The organism is Kitasatospora sp. NPDC056181, assembly GCF_042266225.1.
In the GTDB taxonomy this organism is placed as follows: Bacteria; Actinomycetota; Actinomycetes; order Streptomycetales; family Streptomycetaceae; genus Kitasatospora.
Window position 1 is genome coordinate 32,167 of sequence record NZ_JBHJUK010000042.1, and the last position, 18,132, is coordinate 50,298.

An 18,132-nucleotide genomic window follows, 5' to 3' on the forward strand; every position below is an offset into this window, starting at 1 on the left:
CGGTCCGCCAGCGGGCGGGCGGCGGCCAGGGCGGCGGCCTCGTCGGCGGCCAGTCCGGCCTCGGTGAGCGCCGCGACGGCCTCGGCGGCCGGGACGGCGTTGAACCAGCGCAGCGCGAGGGCGGCGCGGCCGGCCTCGGTGAGGCGGCCGGTGAGGCGGAGCCGGGCGAGGCCGCCGTCCGGGTAGACGTTGATCCGGACGTGCGTGACGGGGCGGCCGACGTCGAGCCGGAAGCGGTGGCGGGTGTCGGGCTGGAGGCGGGTGCGGGGCAGGATCTCGAACCAGCCGTCGCGATCCTGCGACGGGTCGCCGCCCGCCGAGGCGTCGTAGCCGGTCAGGTCGGCCCAGCCGGGGGCGTTGGCGACGAAGTGGGTGGTGTCCACCTCGGCTGCCAGGACCTCGCCGCCCCCGGCCAGGGCGATCTGCACCCAGTCGTTGGCCTTGTCGCGCCGACGCCGGGTCTCCCAGCCCTCGCCCATGACGGAGGCGCGACCGGGAGCGTTCAGGTTGTGCGGGGAGGAGAAGTAGCGGTCGGACGCCGCCTCGGCCACCCCGCCGTACTCCTGGGCGGCCAGGTCGAAGGTGAGGCCGTCCAGTTCGCGCGGGTCGGGCAGCACCTCGCCGTGCACGCGGAGCCGGGCGACGCCGCCGTCCGGGAAGATGTTGAGGCGTACGTGCGTGAAGCGGGTGCCGTTGTCGACGGCGAACTCGTGCGCGGTGTCGCCCTGGAGCGGGGTGCGCGGCAGCAGTTCGACCCACTCGGCCGCGGCCAGCTCCTCCGGCGACGGGTGGCCGGGGACGGCCGCGGCCTCGACCGAGGCGCTCTCCGGGTAGTTGCCGGTGAAGTGCGCGGTGTCGACGACCAGCCCGCGGACGACGCCGCCGACGCCGAGCCGCACGATCGTCCAGTCGTGGTCCTCGTCGGTGGGGTGCGGCTGCTCGGCGCTGACGCCGCGGCGGCGCTTGGACTCCCAGCCGTCCATGATCTGGCCCTTGTGGCCGAAGGTGTGCGCGCGGAACTCGGCGGGCTTGGCGACCAGCAGGTTCTCCGCGTCCGCGAAGGTGTCCTCGTTGGTGGCGACGACGCCGGCGCCGAGCAGCCGGGAGGCCAGGTTGACCAGCTCGGTGAACGGAGCGCTCGGGGTGTTGACGGTGCTCACTGAGACTCCTCGTGACGGGTGACCGGGCGGGTGATCTGGCGGCCGAACGGCTCGGCCGTGACGTCGACGACCCGGCCGCGGAGCCAGGTCGTGCGCACGGCGCCGGTCAGCGTCCGGCCCGCGTACGGGGTGACGGGGTTGCGGTGGTGCAGCTCGGCGGCGTGCACGGCGAAGTCGGCGTCCGGGTCGAAGGCGACCAGGTCGGCGTCGTGGCCGACGGCGATGGCGCCCTTGGTCCCGGTGAGGCCGACCAGGGAGGCCGGGCCGCTCGCCATCCAGCGGACGACGTCGCCGAGCGTGTGGCCGCGGCGCCGGGCCTCGGTCCAGATCGCCGGCAGGCCGAGCTGGAGGGAGGCGATGCCGCCCCAGGCGGCGGCGAAGTCGCCGCTGCCGCCGAGCTCGGGCAGCAGCTTGAGCTCGGGGGTGGACGGCGAGTGGTCGGAGACGACCGCGATGAACTCGCCGGCGGCCAGGGCCGCCCAGAGCGCGTCGCGGTTGGACTCGTCGCGGATCGGCGGGCAGCACTTGAAGGCGGTGTCGCCGTCCGGGACCTCCTCGGCCGCGAGGGTGAGGTAGTGCGGACAGGTCTCGGCGGTGACCCGGACGCCGTCCTCCCGGGCCTGGCGCAGCAGCGGCAGCACGGCGGCGGAGGAGACGTGCAGGATGTGGACGCGGGCGCCGGTGCGGCGCGCGGTGTCCAGCAGCCGGGCCACGGCCGCGGTCTCCGCGTCGGCGGGGCGGGAGGCCAGGAAGTCCCGGTAGTGGACGCCGGGCTGCTGCGGGGCGGCGTCCAGGACGGCCGGGTCCTCGGCGTGGATGATCGCCAGTGCGCCGATCCGGGCCTGCTCGGCCAGCGCGGCCTCCAGGTCGGCCTGCTCGACGTGCGGGAACTCGTCCACGCCGGAGGGTGCGAGGAAGCTCTTGAAGCCGAACACGCCGGCGCGGTGCAGCGGTTCGAGGTCGGGGACGTTGCCGGGAACGGCGCCGCCCCAGAAGCCGAGGTCGATCCAGGCCTGGCCCTCGGCGACCTTCCGCTTGGCCTCCAGGCCGTCCACCGTGGTGGTGGGCGGGACGGAGTTGAGCGGCATGTCGATGACGGTGGTGACACCGCCGGCGGCGGCGGCCCGGGTGGCGGTGGCGAAGCCCTCCCACTCGGTCCGGCCGGGCTCGTTCACGTGCACGTGGGTGTCGACCAGGCCGGGGAGCAGGGCGGTGTCGCCGAGGTCGGTCAGGTGCTGGTCGCCGGCCAGGAGGGAGCCGTGCTCGGCGATCTGCTCGATCCGCCCGTCCCGGATCAGCACGTCCGCGGGACGCTCGCCGTCCGGCAGGACCACCCGGCGGGAGCGGATCACCACGGTGTCACTGAAGGGCATGGGGGGCCTCCGAAACCTGAAAGAGCGGTTGCCTGAAGAAGAGTTGAGGACTTCGTCGAAGGATTGCCCGGAGCCTAGGGCCGCCTTCAACAAAACGTCAATGGAGGAACGTACGAGAGGCGTACGGGTCGCTAGCGGGCCAGGAGCGCGGCCGCGAGCCGCTCCCCCGCGACCTCGGCCAGCTCGGCCGCCTTGGTCATGCTGTCCCCGGGCTGTTCGGCCAGGTCGGTGAGGGCGTAGGCGGCGGCGAACCCCGCCGCCCGCCACTCGCGCTCCGACAGTTCCAGCCGCCCTGCCACAGCGGCCACCCGAACCCCCGCCCGGGCGGCCGCCGCGGCAACTCCGGCGGGTGCCTTGCCATGGAGCGTCTGAGCGTCCAGGCAGCCCTCGCCGGTCACGACGAGGCGTGCCCCACGCACGGCCTCGTCGAAACCCAGCAGTTCGAGCATGAGCTCGATGCCGGGTCGCATGGTGGCGCCGAGCAGGGCGAGGGCGGCGAAGCCCACCCCGCCCGCGGCCCCGGCGCCGGGGGCGTCGCGGAAGTCCCGTCCGACGGCCTCGCCGACGACGTCGGCGAAGCGGGTCAGGCCCTCCTCCAGGATCACCAGGTCGTCGCCGTCGGCGCCCTTCTGCGGGCCGTAGACGGCGGTCGCGCCGCGCCGGCCGAGCAGCGGGTTGTCCACGTCGCAGGCCACCACGACCTCGACCCCGGTGAGCCCCGCCGCCGGTGTCCCGGTGGCCAGCGGGCCGAGGTCCAGCCGGGCCAGCCGGCGCAGCGCGGCGCCGCCGGGCGGCAGCTCGGCGCCGTCGGCGTCCAGCAGCGAGACGCCCAGCGCCTGGACCATGCCCGCGCCGCCGTCGGTGCAGGCGCTGCCGCCGAGGCCGAGCACGATCCGCTTGGCACCCAGGGAGACCGCCCGGCCGATCAGCTGGCCGACGCCGTAGGAGCCGGCCGCGAGCGGGGCGGTCCGGCCGCCGGGCAGGCGGGCGAGACCGGAGGACTGCGCCAGCTCGACCACGGCGGTGTCGCCCCGGACGGCGAGCGCCGCGTCCACGGGCAGGCCGGTGGGGCCGGCCACCTTGGCCGGGATCCGGGTGAAGCCGGCCGCCAGCGCGGCGGCCAGGGTGCCCTCGCCGCCGTCGGCGACGGGCAGTTCGCGGACGTCGGCGCCGGGCGCGGCGCGGCGGATTCCGGCGGCGATCCGGGCGGCGACCTCGGCTCCCTCCAGGGTGCCCTTGAACTTGTCGGGAGCTACGACCACATGGCCCTGGGTGGGGGTGGCGGGCATGGCGTGGGCCTCACTTCCGGACGGGTCTGGCGATGGTTCGTCAAGCATGTGCCCTGGCGGCCGTGGCGGCCCGGGTTCGGTTGGGGGCGGCCCCCTCCCCGCCGTTCCCCTCGTCCCGCTTCCGACGTACGAGGGGCTCCCCTCGGCGAAGGAGGGGGCCGGGCGACGCGCAACGGCACGACCGAAGTGCCCCCGACAGGGAGTGCGCGTCACCGGCTTGGACGATCGGCAGGAGGCGGATGAGCCCCAGCCCGCCTGCCGATCGGGCCTGGCCTCCTGGTGGCGCGGGCACGACCGGATAGGTACACGCCACCAGGAGGAGTCTGTGGTGCCGGGGCTCGACCGCCCCGGCCCGGGGCCGGGGTCTCACCACCCCGGCCCCGGAGGGTGTCGCGCACCGCGCGCCCGGGAAGGGCGGCGGCGGGCGACGCGTGGGCTACTTGACCTCGCGGCCCGACAGCCGCTCGACGCCGCGCAGCAGCGCCGAGTGGTCCAGGGAGCCGTCGCCGTTGGCACGGGCCGAGGCGACCAGCTGGGCGACGACCGCGCCGACCGGCAGGGCCGCGCCCACGGCGCGGGCGGCGTCGGTGACGATGCCCATGTCCTTGTGGTGCAGGTCGATGCGGAAGCCGGGGGCGAACTCGCGGTCCAGCATGTTCGCCTTCTTGCGGTTGAGCACCGTGGAACCCGCCAGGCCGCCGCCGAGCACGTCCAGCGCGGCGCCGAGGTCGACGCCGGCGTTCTCCAGGAAGACCACGGCCTCGGCCAGGACCTGGATGTTGACGGCGACGATCAGCTGGTTGGCGGCCTTGACGGTCTGGCCGGCGCCGGCCGGGCCGACGTGGACGACCGTGGTGCCCAGCGCGTCGAACAGCGGCTTCGCCTCGGCGAAGTCCTCGGCGGCGCCACCGACCATGATCGACAGCACGGCCTCGACGGCACCGGCCTCGCCGCCGGAGACCGGGGCGTCCAGGGTGCGGACGCCCTTCTCCTTGGCGGCGGCCTCGACCTTGATCGAGGTCTGCGGCGTGATGCTCGACATGTCGATCACGAGGGTGCCGGCCTTCACGTTCTCCAGCACACCGCCCTCGCCCAGGATGGCCTGCTCGACGTGCGGGTCGGCGGGGACCATCGTGATGACGACCTCGGCGTCCTTCACCGCGTCCGCGATGCTGGTCGCACCGTGGCCGCCGGCCGCGACCAGGGCGTCGATCTGCGGCTGGGTGAGGTTGTACCCGGTGACGTGGTGGCCGGCCTTGACCAGGTTGGCGGCCATCGGGCTGCCCATGATGCCGAGGCCGATGAAGGCGATCTTGCGGCTCATCGCGTGGTTCCTTTGTACGTGGAGGGGTGTGGGGTACCGAGGGCCGGTTCGGCGGCGCGCGTCAGTGGGACGGGCGCAGCTCGCGCGGGAGCCACTCGAAGCTGTCGGCGCTGACGCCGGTGGAGGGGCGGTACTCCAGGCCGATCCGGCCGGTGTAACCGGCGGCGGCGAGGCGGGCGAAGAGGTCCTCGAAGTCCAGCCCGCCGGTGCCGGGCTCGTTGCGGCCCGGGTTGTCGGCGATCTGCACGTGGCCGAAGCGGTCGGCGTAGGTGTCGATGACGGCCGCCAGGTCCTCGCCGTTCTTGGCCAGGTGGTACAGGTCGCAGAGGAACTTCGCGTTGCCGAGGCCGGTCGCGGCGTTCACCTTGTCGACGACCTCGACGGCGGCGGCGGCGGAGACCAGCGGGTAGTCCGGGGACTCCGGCCGGTTCAGCGCCTCGATCAGCAGGACCGCGCCGATCTCGTGGGCGGCCCGGGCTGCGAGGACGAGGTTCTCCAGCGCGAGCGCGTCCTGCTCGGCCGGGTCCACACCCTCGACCCGGTTGCCGTAGAGGGCGTTGAGCGCCTTGGTGCCGAGGGAGGAGGCGAGCCCGGCGGCGACCGGGACGTTGGCCCGGAAGCGCTCCCGCTCGGCCGGCACGGAGACGGTACCGCGGGCGCCCCTGCTCAGGTCGTCCAGGAAGTTGAGGCCGGTGAGCTGTACGCCGGCGTCGGTGAAGGCCTTGCGGAGCGCGTCCTGCTCGGCCTCCGACGGGGCGTGCTCCTCGCCGAACGGCCACCACAGCTCGGCGGCGGTGAAGCCGGCGGCGGCGGCTGCGGCCGGACGCTCCAGGAGCGGCAGCTCGCTGAACAGGATCGACAGGTTGACCGTGAAGCTGTGCTGGGCGGCGGCCGTCACGTCAATCACCTCTCACTCTCTTCCTTCATCCGCAACTTCCACGATCCGGAAGAGGGATTCTGCTTGGTGGAAGCATGTCCGGAGCGCCGATCGGGTGTCAAGACCGCCGCAACAATTTGTTGAAGCCTCTCCGGAGCGCTCCGCCCCAGGCCCGGCCGCTGTTCGATCGACCAGCCCCTGACCCCGCCCGCACCCGCTCGCTAGAGTGAGCGGGTGCGATTGATGGTGGAGTTCACGACAGAACCGTTCGAACTGGACACGTTCCCGGAGCACGCGGTGGCGGCCCGCAAGGTGGTCGACGAGGCCGGCCTGGCCGTCTCGGTCGGCCCCTTCGGCACCGGCGCGGAGGGCGAGGCCGAGGAGGTCCTGGCCGCCGTGACCAAGCTGCTCCGGAACACCCTGGACGCCGGCGCGACCCGGATCTCCGTCCAGGTCAGCGTCCTCGGCGAGGAGGGCGGTACGCCATGACCGAGCACCTGGAACACCCGCTCTCCGCGGCGATAAAGCCGCTGCTGGCCGCCGTCGGCGCGACGCCCGTCCCGCTGGACGAGGCCAAGGCCGAGGACGTCGTCCTGGAGTGGGAGGGCGTCCCGGCACTGGCCGTCCGGCTGCCCCACCTGAGCAGTGCGCTGGACCGCCTGCTGGCCGAGATGACCCGCCAGTTCGACGGCCGCCCGCTGTCCGAGCTGGACCGCGGGGAGAAGCAGCGGGTGGTCGCCCTGCTGGAGGAGCGGGGCGCCTTCACCGTCCGCCACGGGGTGGAGACGGTCGCCACGGCGCTGGGCGTGAGCCGCTTCACCGTGTACAACTACCTCAACCGCCAGGACGGCTCGAAGTCCAGCTGAGTACGAACGGACGCGCCCCTGCGGGCGTGTCCGGGGGTGCCCCTGCCGGTCCGGCCAGTCTTCACCAGCCCCCGGCGGGGCACACTTGTCTCATCGCACACGAAACGGCCCGGCAACCGGGGCCCGTTCAAAACGTAACCACCAACCGTTAAACAAAGTGTTGACGGCCCGGGTGGGTGGATCTAGCTTGTGCGGGTGGCACCACTCTTCAGGAGGTCCACCCGTGACCAACCACCCCCACGCCCTTGAGGCCCTGGCGACGGCCGACGCCGCCGAGCTGAGGGCGATCCTGCTGGAGGTCTGCTCCAGCCCCCGTTGGGCCGACGCCGTCGCGGCGGCCCGCCCGTGGTCCGACCGCGCGGCCCTGCTCGACGCCAACGCGTCGGCCATGGCCGCACTCGCGGCCGACGACCTGCACGACGCGATGGCCGGCCACGCCCGGATCGGCAAGCCCAAGACCGGCGACGCCACCTCCGAGCGCGAACAGGCCGGCATCAGGGGAGTGGACACCGCACTCCTCGACGAACTGCACGAGGCCAACGCCGCCTACGAGGCCAAGTTCGGCCACGTGTTCCTGATCTGCGCGACCGGCCGCACCGCGGACACGATGCTCGCCGCCCTGCGCGAGCGCTTCCCCAACGACGCCGCCACCGAGGCGGAGATCGTCCGGGGCGAGCTGCGGAAGATCAACGACATCCGCATCAACCGCCTGCTCGACGAGGCCTGACGGCCACGCGCCTGACGTACCGTCAGTTCTTTCCGACGTAAAGTCACATCTGCCATCAGTAAGGTCACTTCACCCATGACTGGCATCTCCACCCACGTGCTCGACACCAGCCTCGGCCGCCCGGCCGAGGGTGTCCCGGTCGAGCTCGCACTGCACACCGAGGGTGGCTGGAAGGTGCTCGGCACCTCCGCCACGGACTCCGACGGCCGGGCCAAGGACCTGCCGGCCGTGGAGGCGGGCTCGGTCGTCCGGCTGCTCTTCGACACCGCCGCGTACTACGCGGCGAAGTCGGACGAGACGCCGTTCTTCCCCGAGGTCTCGATCGTCTTCACGGTCGCGCCCGCGCAGCACCACTACCACGTGCCGCTGCTGCTCAACCCGTTCGGATACTCGGTCTACCGCGGAAGCTAGACCGCCTCATTGATTGGGAGCCATGTCATGGCCCACGTGCTCGGTCAGAACCAGTACGGCAAGGCGGAGAACCGCATCGTCCGGATCTACCGTGACTCGACCCGTCACGAGATCAAGGACCTGAACGTCTCGGTCTCCCTCCAGGGCGAGTTCGAGGACGTCCACCTCACCGGGTCGAACGCCAACTGCCTGCCCACCGACACGACGAAGAACACCGTGTACGCCTTCGCGAAGGAGTACGGGATCGAGTCGGCGGAGCAGTTCGGCATCACCCTGGCGCGGCACTTCGTGGACGACACCGAGCGCGGTGTGGTGCACAGCGCCCGGATCCGGATCGAGGAGTACGCCTGGGACCGGATCAAGACGCCGGACAACTCGGCGCGCTTCATCGGCTCCGAGGAGGTCGGCCACTCCTTCGTCCGCAACGGGCAGGAGACCCGCACCACCGAGATCGTCTACGACGGCGAGAACGTCCAGGTCATCTCGGGCCTCAAGGACCTCATCGTGATGAACTCCACCAACTCGGAGTTCTGGGGCTACATCAAGGACAAGTACACCACCCTCCAGGAGGCGTACGACCGCATCCTCGCCACCCAGGTGACGGCACGCTGGAAGTACGGCTTCAACGGGCGTGACGGCGAGGCCCAGCCCAACTGGAACCGCTCCTACGCCCACGTGCGGCGCCACATGCTGGAGGCCTTCGCGGAGACCTACTCGTACTCGCTGCAGCAGACCCTGCACGCGATGGGCACCCGCGTCCTGAACAACCGCGCCGAGGTGGACGAGGTCCGCCTCGAACTCCCCAACAAGCACCACTTCCTCGTCGACCTGGAGCCGTTCGGCCTCAAGAACGACAACGAGGTCTACTACGCCGCCGACCGGATGTACGGCCTGATCGAGGGCACCGTGCACCGCGAGGGCGTCGTCCCGGTCATCCCGGTCGCCTGACCTCATCACCCTCATGCCCCCGCCCGGCACCGCTGCACCCTCCGGCCCCCACGGGCCGGCCGCTGCCGGGCGGCCGGAAACACCCGCTCCACCCGCACCACCTGCACCACCTGTTTCTCCACCCCCCACCCACCGGAGATCGTGCCCGCCTCACGGCGGCCGGCCCGGGGCGCTGGGGAGGCCGGCCGAGGGACCCTTGCACCGCCGTCCCGCCCTCGGCCAGGGCATTGCCAGCCAGTCTCCAGCGCCACGGGCGCGCCGCGAGCCACGGGTACAAGAGGGGCTCGACATGGCACCCAGCAACACCAGCAGCACAGACGGCGGTTCCACCCCTGCAAGATCTTCTGGTCCGGACGGTGCGTCAAGCAGCCTCCCCGGCAAGCCGTCCGGACCGGAAACCCACCCCGTGGACGAGTTGCTGCCACCGGTGAAGCTCATCACCACCGGCCTGCAGCACGTCGCCGCGATGTACGCGGGAGTCGTCGCTCCCCCGCTCATCGTCGGTGCTTGCGTGGGGCTCTCCCCCACCGAGCTCGCCCTGCTCATCTCGGCCAGCCTGTTCACCGCCGGGCTGGCCACCCTGCTCCAGACCCTCGGCCTCTGGAAGATCGGAGCGCGGCTGCCGTTCGTGAACGGCGTCTCGTTCGCGGGCGTCGCTCCCATGATCGCCATCGCCAAGGAGCACGGGCCGAAGGACGCCCTCCCGGTGATCTTCGGCGCGGTGATCGTCGCGGGGGTCCTGTGCTTCCTCGCGGCACCGTACTTCTGCAAGCTCATCAGGTTCTTCCCGCCGGTCGTCCAGGGCACCGTGATCACCCTCATCGGGGTGTCCCTGCTCCCGGTGGCGGTGAACTGGGCGCGCGGCGGCTCGCCGGGCGCCCCCGGATACGGCTCCGTGCGGGCCATCGGCCTCGCCGCGATCACCCTCGTCGCGGTGGTGCTCTGCAACCGGCTGCTGCGCGGCTTCTGGCAGCAGCTCTCGTTGCTCATAGGACTGGCGATCGGCACCCTGCTCGCCTTCCCGCTGGGCCTGGCCGACTTCGGCCCGGTCCAGGACGCGAAGGTCTTCGCGCTCCCCTCCCCGTTCCACTTCGGCGCACCGCTGTTCGACGCGGCCGCGATCGCCTCGCTCTGCATCGTCATGGTGGTCTCGATGACCGAGTCCACCGCCGACATGCTGGCGCTCGGCAAGATCGTCGACCGTGAGGCCGACGAGCCCGTCCTCGCCGCCGGCCTGCGGGCCGACGGACTGGCCACCGCGCTCAGCCCGGTCTTCAACGGCTTCGCCGCCAGCGCCTTCGCCCAGAACATCGGGCTGGTGGCGCTGACGAAGATCCGCAGCCGCTTCGTGGTCGCGGCCGGCGGAGGCATCCTGATCGTGCTCGGGCTCTTCCCCGTGCTCGGTTCGGTCGTCTCCCTCGTACCGCAGCCCGTCCTCGGCGGCGCCGGGATCGTGCTCTTCGGCACGGTCGCGGCGAGCGGGATCCGCACCCTCGCGGAGGCCGGGATGGAGTCCAGCTCGAACACCATCCTGGTGTCCGTCTCGCTCGGCGTCGGCATCATCCCGATCGCCGTCCCGACCTTCTACGACGCGTTCCCGGAGGCCGTCCGCACCCTCATGCACTCCGGGATATCGGCCGGCTGCGTGATGGCCGTCCTGCTCAACCTGCTCTTCCACCACGTCGGGGTCGCCCGCCGGTCGCCGGCCGACGGAACACCCGGCACGACGGTGCCGACGGCGACACCGTCCTGACCCACCGGGCGGGCATGCGCCCCATGCCCGCCCGGCCTCCCCCATAGGAGTTCCCCATGGCAGTCCAGCCTCCGCCCGCCGACCAGCGGATCGTCATCGAGAACGTCGCGATCGCGACGGTCGACGCCAACGACACCGAGTACGCCCGCGGCCACGTGGTCATCCTCGGCAACAGGATCGAGTCGGTCGGCGACGGCCCCGCCCCGCAGTGGCTGGACAACGTGGTACGCCGGATCAACGGCGAGGGCCACCTCGTCACCCCTGGCCTGGTCAACACCCACCACCACTTCTACCAGTGGATCACCCGCGGCCTCGCCCAGGACAACATCCTCTTCGACTGGCTGGTCGCCCTCTACCCGACCTGGGCCCGGATCGACGACAGGCTCGTCCACGCCGCCGCGCAGGGCTCGGCCGCCGCGCTGCTCAAGTCCGGTTGTACGACCGCCTCGGACCACCACTACGTGTTCCCCGAGGACGGCGGCGACATCCTCGGCGCCGAGATCGAGGCCGTCCAGGAGCTCGGCATGCGCTTCACCGCGCTGCGCGGCTCGATGGACCGCAGCAAGAAGGACGGCTTCCTGCCGCCCGACCACGCCGTCGAGAAGACCGAGGACATCCTCATCGCCTCCGAGGAGGCCGTCGCCAGGTACCACGACGCCTCCCCCGACTCGATGCTGCAGATCGCCCTCGCGCCCTGCTCCCCCTTCTCGGTCTCCACCGAGCTGCTGCGCGAGTCCGCCGTGCTGGCCCGCCGCCTGGGCGTGCGGCTGCACACCCACGGCTCGGAGACCGCCGAGGAGGAGGCGTTCTGCAAGGAGCTGTTCGGCATGGGCCCGACCGACTACTTCGAGTCGGTGGGCTGGCTGGGCGAGGACGTCTGGATGGCGCACTGCGTCCACATGAACGACTCCGACATCGCCAAGTTCGCCGAGACCGGCACCGGCGTCGCCCACTGCCCGTCCTCCAACGCCCGCCTCGCCGCCGGCATCGCCCGCGTCCCCGACATGCTCAAGGCCGGTGTGCCGGTCGGCCTCGGCGTGGACGGCACCGCCTCCAACGAGTCCGGCGAGCTGGGCACCGAGCTGCGCAACGCGCTGCTGATCAACCGCCTGCACGGCTACCCGACCGCGCTCACCGGCCGGCAGGCCCTGCGCCTGGGCACCATGGGCGGCGCCCGGGTGCTCGGCCGGCAGAACGAGATCGGCTCCATCGAGGTCGGCAAGCTCGCGGACCTCGCGCTCTGGAAGATCGACGGGATCATGCACTCCTCGATCGCCGACCCGGTCGCCGCCCTCACCCTCGGCGCGCTGCCGCCGCTGGCCACCCTCTTCGTCAACGGCAACGCCGTGGTCGAGAAGGGGCAGCTGACCACCGTGAACGAGGACCGGATCGCCCAGGCCTGCGCCCGCGCCGCCAAGGAGCTGGCCGCCCGCCCGGTGTAGTGCACGGTCCCCTCCGGAGGGCCCCTCCGGAGGACCGCTCCGCACTACCCCCCGAACTCCGGGCCGCCCAGGGACGGTGCGTCACCCGGACTCCGCCCGCCGCCCCCCTCAGGACGGCGTGCGGAACACAGCCCCGGACCCACGGCGAGGGTCCGGGGCTGTGGCGTGCCCGCGCACACCCCGCCGGCCCGCTCCCACCCCCGTGGGGCGCGGGCCGGCCGGGCTACCCGGCGCGCACCGGCCCGCGGACGGCCGCCGGCAGGGCCAGCCCCGCCAGGGCGAACAGCCCCGCCAGCACCACCCATCCGGCACCGCCGTGGTCGACCGCCGTCACGGTGATCACCAACGGGCCGATCACGTGGGCGGCCGCCTGCCCGCTCATGAACACCCCCTGGTACTCGCCGTGCGCCTGCGGATCGGCCAGCTCCAGACTGAGCGTCCAGCCGCCGGCCGAGGTCAGCAGCTCACCCAGGCTGTGCACCAGGGCCCCCGCGAGGATCACCCCGGCCGCCAGGGCCGCCGGGCCGGACTGCGCGGCCGCGTACACCAGGCAGGCGCCCGCCAGCAGCAGCGCGCCACGCGCGCAGGCCGACGCCGCGCTCGCCACGTCCGTCACCCCCCGGCTCGCCCGGACCTGGAACAGCACCACCAGCAGGCAGTTGGCCACGTTCACCGCGGAGACCACCCCCGGCGGCGCGTCCGTGCCCAGCACGATCCAGAGCGGGAGGCCCACCGTGAGCACCGCGAGCTGGAGCTCCAGCACCGCGTGCAGCCCGGTGACCAGCAGGTACCGGCCGTCCCGCAGCGCGGTGCGCCGCTTCGCCGGCCCCCCGGCGGCGCCCGCCGCACGGACCGGCCCGGCCGGCACGGGCAGGCCGGCCAGCAGCGCCGTCACACCCAGGAAGCTCGCCGCGTCCAGCACCATCATCGTCACGTACCCGGCGTACGCATCGGCCTGCAGCGCGAGGGCCGCACCGCCGGAGCCGACGACGAGGCCCGCGTTCATCACCGAGCGCAGCAACGCCCGGGCGCGGACCTGCCCCTCGGCGGGCAGCGCCCGGGCGATCAGCGCGCTGCGCACCGCCACCGCACCGCGCTCCAGCACCGTCGCCGCACAGGCCAGTGCCACGAAGGCCGCGAAGGAGTGCACGAACGCGTAGCCGAGCACCGCCGCGGCCTCCAGCGGCCCGACCACCAGCAGCAGCCGCTTGCTGCCGACCCGGTCGGCCAGCCGCCCCATCGGCACGCCGGCGAGCACGCCGCAGACGCCGGCCACGGTGAGGCCGAGTGCCACCCGGCCCGGCGTCAGGCCGACGGAGCGGGTGAAGAACAGGACGCTCACCGTCACGAAGAGGCCGTCCCCGACGGTGTTCACCAGGCTCATCAGGACGAGCCGGCGCAGGAGCGGATCGTCCGGCAGTAGGCGGCCGAGAGCAGCGGGGCGCACCGCGGTGGAGGTCATGACAGAAGGACAGCGGGGTTCCCGGGCGGGCGGAATTCTTTTACCGTTGCGGTCAATGTTCGAGTTCCGCTTCGATGTTGACGACCTCGCCGCCACCTGGTTCGCGTACTCGCCGCTCCAGGAGACCGTGCTGAGCCTTCGTACCCGGCGGTTCGCCGCCCGCTACCCGGAGCACCGGCCGTGGATCGCGGCCTGGCGGTCCCGGTACGAGACGCTGGACACCGCTCTGCTGGAGTCGCTGATCGCGCCGGTCGGCTTCGTGCCGGACTTCCTCACGCCCCGTCCGCCGGCGCCCCGTCCGGAGTTCACCGCCGAACTCGCCCGGCTGGCGGCCACACCGCCGGAGGTGGTGCGCGCCGACGTGCTCGCCGCGTACCGGGGCGACGGGAGCCCGCTGCCGCCCGTGCTCGCGGAGCTCGTGGACGACCCGGCGGCGCTCACCGCCCGGGTGGCCGAGGCGCTGGAGGCGTACTGGACGCGCTGCCTCGCCCCCGTCTGGTGGCCGCGGGCGCGGTCGGTGCTGGAGGCGGACATCGCGTACCGGGGCCGGATGCTCTCGGAGCGCGGCGCGGAGGGGCTCTTCGCCGACCTCGACGCGCGGCTCTCCTGGTGCGCGGGGGTGCTGCGGCTCACCGATCCCCATCCGGCCGTGCAGGCCGTGGGCGCCTCGGTGGACGTCGCCGGGCGGGGGCTGGTGCTGATCCCGACGCTGTTCGGGCTCGGCGCGCAGACCGACATCACCCAGGTGGGGCCGCCGCTGATCACGTACCCCGCACGCGGGAAGGCCACCATGGCCGAGGGTCTGGGCGGCGGCCACCGCGGGGAGCCGGCGGGGGCCGCGGGGCCGGCGGCCGGGCCGCTGACCGGGCTGATCGGCGCGCCGCGGACCAGGCTGCTCCTCCTGCTGGAGTCCCCCGCCAGCACCACCGAACTCGCCCACCGGCTGGGCGTCACGCCCGGCGCGGTCAGCCGCCACCTCGGTGCGCTCGCCGCCGCCGGCCTGTTGGACCGCACCCGGCACGGGCGCAGCGTCCTGTACCGCCGCAGCCCTCTCGGCGACGCCCTGGTCGGGCGGGGCCGCAGACCGGGGACGGCTGACGGACCCGGGGCCGGCTGACGGGGGCCGGCGTACCGGCGGACCGGCTCAGGCCGTGCGGCCCAGGGTGGCGAGGTAGGCGCGCCAGCCGCCGTGGTGGGTGATCTCACGGTGCACGCCGCGGTCGGCCTCGCCCCGGGCCAGCAGCATCGAGAGGCAGGCGGATCCGTCGTCCAGCTCGATGACGCCGAGTTCGAGCTCACGGGGCTCGCCCGGCAGGATGACGTCGCGGAGGTGTTCGAGGGTGATGTCGTACAGCTCGCCCTCGATCGCGGTGTCGGCGGCCGGGTCCGGGTGCAGGCCGGGGCAGACGTCGCCGATGGAGAAGAAGCGGTAGCCGGGCGCGGTGCGGACGGGGCCGACCAGGGCGTCGGCGACGGAGGCGTGGAACGGGCCGCCGACCATGGCCTGGCCGTTGAAGAAGATGCGGGGCACGGGGGTCCTCGGGAGGGGGAGAGGCCGTTCCGTACGGCGATGGGAAGACGGTGGATTCGTCGCCGTACGGAACGGAGCAATGGAGCGGGAGGAGTGCTACAGCCTGGCAGGCGGCAGCCTCTTCCGTACTGGATAGATTGGGGCTCAGCCCAGCAGGGGAAGCGCGGGGAGGGTCAGGAAGTCCGCGAACTCCTCGGCCAGGGAGACCTGTTCGAAGAGCTTGGCGGCCTCGCGCCAACGCCCGCCGGCGTAGGCCTCGTCGCCCAGCTCGGCCCGGAGCCCGGCGAGCTCCTCGGCCACCAGGCGGCGCACGAGCTCGGCGGTGGCCTTCTCCCCGGTGTCGGAGAGCACGACGCCGTTGTTGATCCACTGCCAGATCTGCGAGCGGGAGATCTCGGCGGTGGCGGCGTCCTCCATCATGTTGAAGATGCCGACGGCGCCGAGGCCGCGCAGCCAGGCCTCGATGTAGCGGACGCCGACCTGGACGGCGTTGTGCAGGCCCGCGTGGGTGCAGGTGCCGCCGGCGCCGGCGATGTCGAGCAGCTGGGCTGCGGTGACGGGCTCGGCCGGGCCGGGGTTGTCCTTCTGGTTCGGGCGGTCCCCGAGGACGGCGTCGAAGGAGGCGCGGGCGACGGGCACGAGGTCCGGGTGGGCGACCCAGGAGCCGTCGAAGCCGTTGCCGGCCTCGCGGTCCTTGTCGGCCTTGACCTTCTCCAGGGCGGCCGCGTTGACCGCCGGGTCCTTGCGGCTGGGGATGAAGGCGGCCATGCCGCCGATCGCGTGGGCGCCGCGGCGGTGACAGGTCTGCACCAGCAGCCGGGTGTAGGCGGCCATGAAGGGGGACGCCATGGTGACGGTGTTGCGGTCCGGCAGGATGTAGTGCTCGCCGGCGTCGCGGAAGTTCTTGACGATCGAGAACAGGTAGTCCCACCGGCCGGCGTTGAGCCCGGCGGCGTGGTCGCGCAGCTCGTAGAGGATCTCCTCCATCTCGAACGCGGCCGTGATGGTCTCGATCAGCACGGTGGCACGGACGGTGCCGTGCGGGATGCCGAGGGCGGCCTGGGCGTGCGTGAAGACGTCGTTCCAGAGCCGGGCTTCGAGGTGGCTCTCGGTCTTCGGGAGGTAGAAGTACGGGCCGGAGTTGGGGTCCTCGGCGCCGCGGGCGGTCAGCCGGGCCGCGTTGTGGAAGAAGTAGAGCCCGAAGTCGAGGAAGGCGCCGGCCACCGGCTTGCCGTCGACCAGCAGGTGGTTCTCGTCCAGGTGCCAGCCGCGCGGGCGGACCACGACGGTGGCGAGTTCGGCGGCGGGCTTGAGGGTGTAGGCCTTGCCGGCCGAGGACGTGAAGTCGATCCGGCCCTCGAAGGCGTCGATCAGGTTGATCTGGCCGCTGACCACGTTCTCCCAGGTCGGGGAGGTGGCGTCCTCGAAGTCGGCGAGCCAGACCCTGGCGCCGGAGTTCAGCGCGTTGATGACCATCTTGCGGTCGGTGGGGCCGGTGATCTCGACCCGGCGGTCCTGGAGCGCGCGCGGGGCCTCGGCCACCGTCCAGTCGCCTTCGCGCACGGCGGCCGTCTCGGGGAGGAAGTCCAGGACGCCGGCGCGGGCGATCTCCGCGCGGCGGGTCTTGCGGCGGGCCAGGAGCTCCTGTCGGCGGTCCTCGAAGGCGCGGTGCAGCCCGACGACGAAGGCGACCGCCTCCGGAGTGAGCACCTCCTCCGCCCGATGGACGCGCGGACCGGCGACAGTGACGACCGGAGCGGCGGGGGAGGCGCCGGCGGGTCCCTGATCTGTAGCCATGAGCAGGACACTCCTAAGACGGTTGAGCATGGCGAAGGCAGTTCCGGTGGGAACTTCCTTGATCTGAACCGATCTGAACCCACCTACCGGAGGGTTCGATTCTGTAAGGTGGAGACTAGTTTCCGCGATACAGAATTTCAACGGTTTGTTGAGGTGATCGCAGGGACTCTACTCCTCCCCCGACAGCGAAGGGAACGCCGGTGGTTGCGACCCCCGACACAGCATCGACGACGGGCACGGACCGCGCGAGCGGCGGTGTGCAGTCCGTCGAGCGCGCCTTCCAGCTGCTGGAGGCGCTGGCCGACTCCGGCGGCGTGGCCACGCTCAGCGAGCTCTCCACCTCCTCCGGGCTGCCGATGCCCACCATCCACCGTCTGGTTCGTACCCTCGTCCAGCAGGGCTATGTGCGCCAGGACACCGCACGCCGCTACACCCTCGGCCCGAGGCTGATCCGGCTCGGCGAGACGGCCGGCCGGCTGCTGGGCAGCTGGGCCCGCCCCTACCTGGCCGAGCTGATGGAGGCCACCGGCGAGACGGCCAACCTGGCCGTGCTGGAGGGCGGCGAGGTGGTCTACGTCGGGCAGGTGCAGTCGCGGCGCTCGATGCGGATGTTCACCGAGGTCGGCCGCCGGGTGCAGCCGCACTGCACCGGCGTCGGCAAGGCCCTGCTGGCCCAGCTGCCGGAGGACGAGGCCCGCGCCGTCCTCGGCCCCAACCCGCTGCCCGCGCACACCGAGTTCACGGTGACCGACCCGCAGGAGCTGCTGAACCAGCTGGCCGAGGCGCGCGAGCGCGGCTACGTGGTGGACGACCAGGAGCAGGAGATCGGGGTGCGCTGCATCGCCCTCGCCGTACCGGGCGCACCGACCCCGACGGCCCTCTCGGTCTCCGGCCCGGAGGCCCGGATCCGGGCGCTGGAGGAGCAGGCCGGCGCGGCCTCGCTGGTACCGGTGATGCACCACATCGCGGCCCGGCTGGGGCAGGTCCTGGCTCCCTGACACGGCGTCACCGGCGTTTCCCCGCACAGGAGGTCGACCCGGTCGGCCTCCTGCGGAGGCGTTCGCCCGTTCGAGCGGCCCGAGGGCGGGTTGCCCCGGCCGCGACGGGCCGGTCGGTCACGCTGAATGCGGACGCGCCCCGCGACGGTGCCGGGCGCCGGAACGCGAAGGACA

The 18,132-nt window shown here is 72.8% G+C and carries 16 protein-coding genes and 1 pseudogene; 9 read left to right on the forward strand and 8 right to left on the reverse strand.

The features are described 5' to 3' along the window. Window positions 1-107: 107 nt before the first annotated feature. The 5 genes and pseudogenes from alc to ACFC1F_RS18035 all read right to left on the reverse strand — a co-directional run. Window positions 108-1,160 (reverse strand): annotated as a pseudogene (alc, locus tag ACFC1F_RS18015) (allantoicase); the annotation flags it as partial. After that, window positions 1,157-2,533: an allantoinase AllB gene (allB, locus tag ACFC1F_RS18020; protein ID WP_376159362.1), complete on the reverse strand. Its 1,377-nt coding sequence runs from the start codon at window positions 2,531-2,533 to the stop codon at window positions 1,157-1,159. The gene allB and the pseudogene alc, both read right to left, overlap by 4 nt. Window positions 2,534-2,664: 131 nt before the next feature. Further along, window positions 2,665-3,822: a glycerate kinase gene (locus tag ACFC1F_RS18025; RefSeq protein WP_376159364.1), complete on the reverse strand. Its 1,158-nt coding sequence runs from the start codon at window positions 3,820-3,822 to the stop codon at window positions 2,665-2,667. 436 nt (window positions 3,823-4,258) lie between these two features. Further along, on the reverse strand, window positions 4,259-5,146 hold the full coding sequence (locus ACFC1F_RS18030) for a 2-hydroxy-3-oxopropionate reductase (RefSeq protein ID WP_209409025.1): 888 nt from the start codon (window positions 5,144-5,146) through the stop codon (window positions 4,259-4,261). Between the two features lie 61 nt (window positions 5,147-5,207). After that, on the reverse strand, window positions 5,208-6,053 hold the full coding sequence (locus ACFC1F_RS18035; RefSeq protein WP_376159366.1) for a TIM barrel protein: 846 nt from the start codon (window positions 6,051-6,053) through the stop codon (window positions 5,208-5,210). A gap of 213 nt (window positions 6,054-6,266) precedes the next feature. Between ACFC1F_RS18035 and ACFC1F_RS18040 the strand changes: the two genes are divergently transcribed. From ACFC1F_RS18040 to ACFC1F_RS18070, 7 genes are all read left to right on the forward strand, one after another. Continuing rightward, the gene (locus ACFC1F_RS18040; protein WP_148642267.1) at window positions 6,267-6,512 is read left to right on the forward strand and encodes a thiamine-binding protein; all 246 of its coding nucleotides are present in this window, start codon (window positions 6,267-6,269) and stop codon (window positions 6,510-6,512) included. Continuing rightward, the gene (locus ACFC1F_RS18045) at window positions 6,509-6,889 is read left to right on the forward strand and encodes a helix-turn-helix domain-containing protein (protein ID WP_376159368.1); all 381 of its coding nucleotides are present in this window, start codon (window positions 6,509-6,511) and stop codon (window positions 6,887-6,889) included. The genes ACFC1F_RS18040 and ACFC1F_RS18045 overlap by 4 nt, the downstream gene beginning before the upstream one ends. 223 nt (window positions 6,890-7,112) lie before the next feature. Continuing rightward, on the forward strand, window positions 7,113-7,616 hold the full coding sequence (uraD, locus tag ACFC1F_RS18050) for a 2-oxo-4-hydroxy-4-carboxy-5-ureidoimidazoline decarboxylase (protein ID WP_376159370.1): 504 nt from the start codon (window positions 7,113-7,115) through the stop codon (window positions 7,614-7,616). Between the two features lie 75 nt (window positions 7,617-7,691). Then, a complete protein-coding gene (uraH, locus tag ACFC1F_RS18055; RefSeq protein WP_209409037.1) occupies window positions 7,692-8,027 on the forward strand; it encodes a hydroxyisourate hydrolase in 336 nt (111 codons plus the stop codon). A gap of 27 nt (window positions 8,028-8,054) precedes the next feature. Then, window positions 8,055-8,975: a factor-independent urate hydroxylase gene (gene pucL, locus ACFC1F_RS18060; RefSeq protein WP_148641755.1), complete on the forward strand. Its 921-nt coding sequence runs from the start codon at window positions 8,055-8,057 to the stop codon at window positions 8,973-8,975. A 289-nt stretch (window positions 8,976-9,264) separates the two neighbouring features. Beyond that, complete coding sequence (locus ACFC1F_RS18065; RefSeq protein WP_376159373.1) at window positions 9,265-10,728, forward strand: nucleobase:cation symporter-2 family protein; 1,464 nt, start codon at window positions 9,265-9,267, stop codon at window positions 10,726-10,728. A gap of 56 nt (window positions 10,729-10,784) precedes the next feature. After that, window positions 10,785-12,170 (forward strand): 8-oxoguanine deaminase, encoded by a 1,386-nt coding sequence (locus tag ACFC1F_RS18070; protein ID WP_376159375.1) that lies wholly within the window; start codon window positions 10,785-10,787, stop codon window positions 12,168-12,170. A gap of 223 nt (window positions 12,171-12,393) precedes the next feature. Here ACFC1F_RS18070 and ACFC1F_RS18075 read toward each other — a convergent pair whose 3' ends face one another. Further along, a complete protein-coding gene (locus ACFC1F_RS18075; protein ID WP_376159377.1) occupies window positions 12,394-13,632 on the reverse strand; it encodes an MFS transporter in 1,239 nt (412 codons plus the stop codon). A gap of 55 nt (window positions 13,633-13,687) precedes the next feature. Between ACFC1F_RS18075 and ACFC1F_RS18080 the strand changes: the two genes are divergently transcribed. Next, complete coding sequence (locus tag ACFC1F_RS18080; RefSeq protein ID WP_376159379.1) at window positions 13,688-14,749, forward strand: winged helix-turn-helix domain-containing protein; 1,062 nt, start codon at window positions 13,688-13,690, stop codon at window positions 14,747-14,749. A gap of 27 nt (window positions 14,750-14,776) precedes the next feature. On the opposite strand, the gene ACFC1F_RS18085 is transcribed toward ACFC1F_RS18080, so the two are convergent. Both ACFC1F_RS18085 and aceB read right to left on the reverse strand, forming a co-directional pair. Next, complete coding sequence (locus ACFC1F_RS18085) at window positions 14,777-15,163, reverse strand: gamma-glutamylcyclotransferase (RefSeq protein WP_148641760.1); 387 nt, start codon at window positions 15,161-15,163, stop codon at window positions 14,777-14,779. Window positions 15,164-15,307: 144 nt separating this feature from the next. Beyond that, window positions 15,308-16,960: a malate synthase A gene (gene aceB / locus ACFC1F_RS18090; RefSeq protein WP_376159381.1), complete on the reverse strand. Its 1,653-nt coding sequence runs from the start codon at window positions 16,958-16,960 to the stop codon at window positions 15,308-15,310. 200 nt (window positions 16,961-17,160) lie between these two features. On the opposite strand from aceB, the gene ACFC1F_RS18095 reads away from it, so the two are divergent. After that, window positions 17,161-17,958, forward strand: coding sequence for an IclR family transcriptional regulator (locus tag ACFC1F_RS18095; RefSeq protein ID WP_209409059.1), 798 nt, complete (start codon window positions 17,161-17,163; stop codon window positions 17,956-17,958). Window positions 17,959-18,132 lie beyond the last annotated feature (174 nt).

Bases quoted from the DNA above. Each gene is read 5' to 3' on its own strand.
- ACFC1F_RS18040 (WP_148642267.1), top strand. From the start codon at position 6,267: ATGGTGGAGTTCACGACAGAACCGTTCGAACTGGACACGTTCCCGGAG.
- ACFC1F_RS18030 (WP_209409025.1), bottom strand. From the start codon at position 5,146: ATGAGCCGCAAGATCGCCTTCATCGGCCTCGGCATCATGGGCAGCCCG.
- pucL (WP_148641755.1), top strand. From the start codon at position 8,055: ATGGCCCACGTGCTCGGTCAGAACCAGTACGGCAAGGCGGAGAACCGC.
- aceB (WP_376159381.1), bottom strand. From the start codon at position 16,960: ATGGCTACAGATCAGGGACCCGCCGGCGCCTCCCCCGCCGCTCCGGTC.
- ACFC1F_RS18025 (WP_376159364.1), bottom strand. From the start codon at position 3,822: ATGCCCGCCACCCCCACCCAGGGCCATGTGGTCGTAGCTCCCGACAAG.
- uraH (WP_209409037.1), top strand. From the start codon at position 7,692: ATGACTGGCATCTCCACCCACGTGCTCGACACCAGCCTCGGCCGCCCG.
- ACFC1F_RS18070 (WP_376159375.1), top strand. From the start codon at position 10,785: ATGGCAGTCCAGCCTCCGCCCGCCGACCAGCGGATCGTCATCGAGAAC.
- ACFC1F_RS18080 (WP_376159379.1), top strand. From the start codon at position 13,688: ATGTTCGAGTTCCGCTTCGATGTTGACGACCTCGCCGCCACCTGGTTC.
- ACFC1F_RS18045 (WP_376159368.1), top strand. From the start codon at position 6,509: ATGACCGAGCACCTGGAACACCCGCTCTCCGCGGCGATAAAGCCGCTG.
- allB (WP_376159362.1), bottom strand. From the start codon at position 2,533: ATGCCCTTCAGTGACACCGTGGTGATCCGCTCCCGCCGGGTGGTCCTG.
- ACFC1F_RS18065 (WP_376159373.1), top strand. From the start codon at position 9,265: ATGGCACCCAGCAACACCAGCAGCACAGACGGCGGTTCCACCCCTGCA.
- ACFC1F_RS18075 (WP_376159377.1), bottom strand. From the start codon at position 13,632: ATGACCTCCACCGCGGTGCGCCCCGCTGCTCTCGGCCGCCTACTGCCG.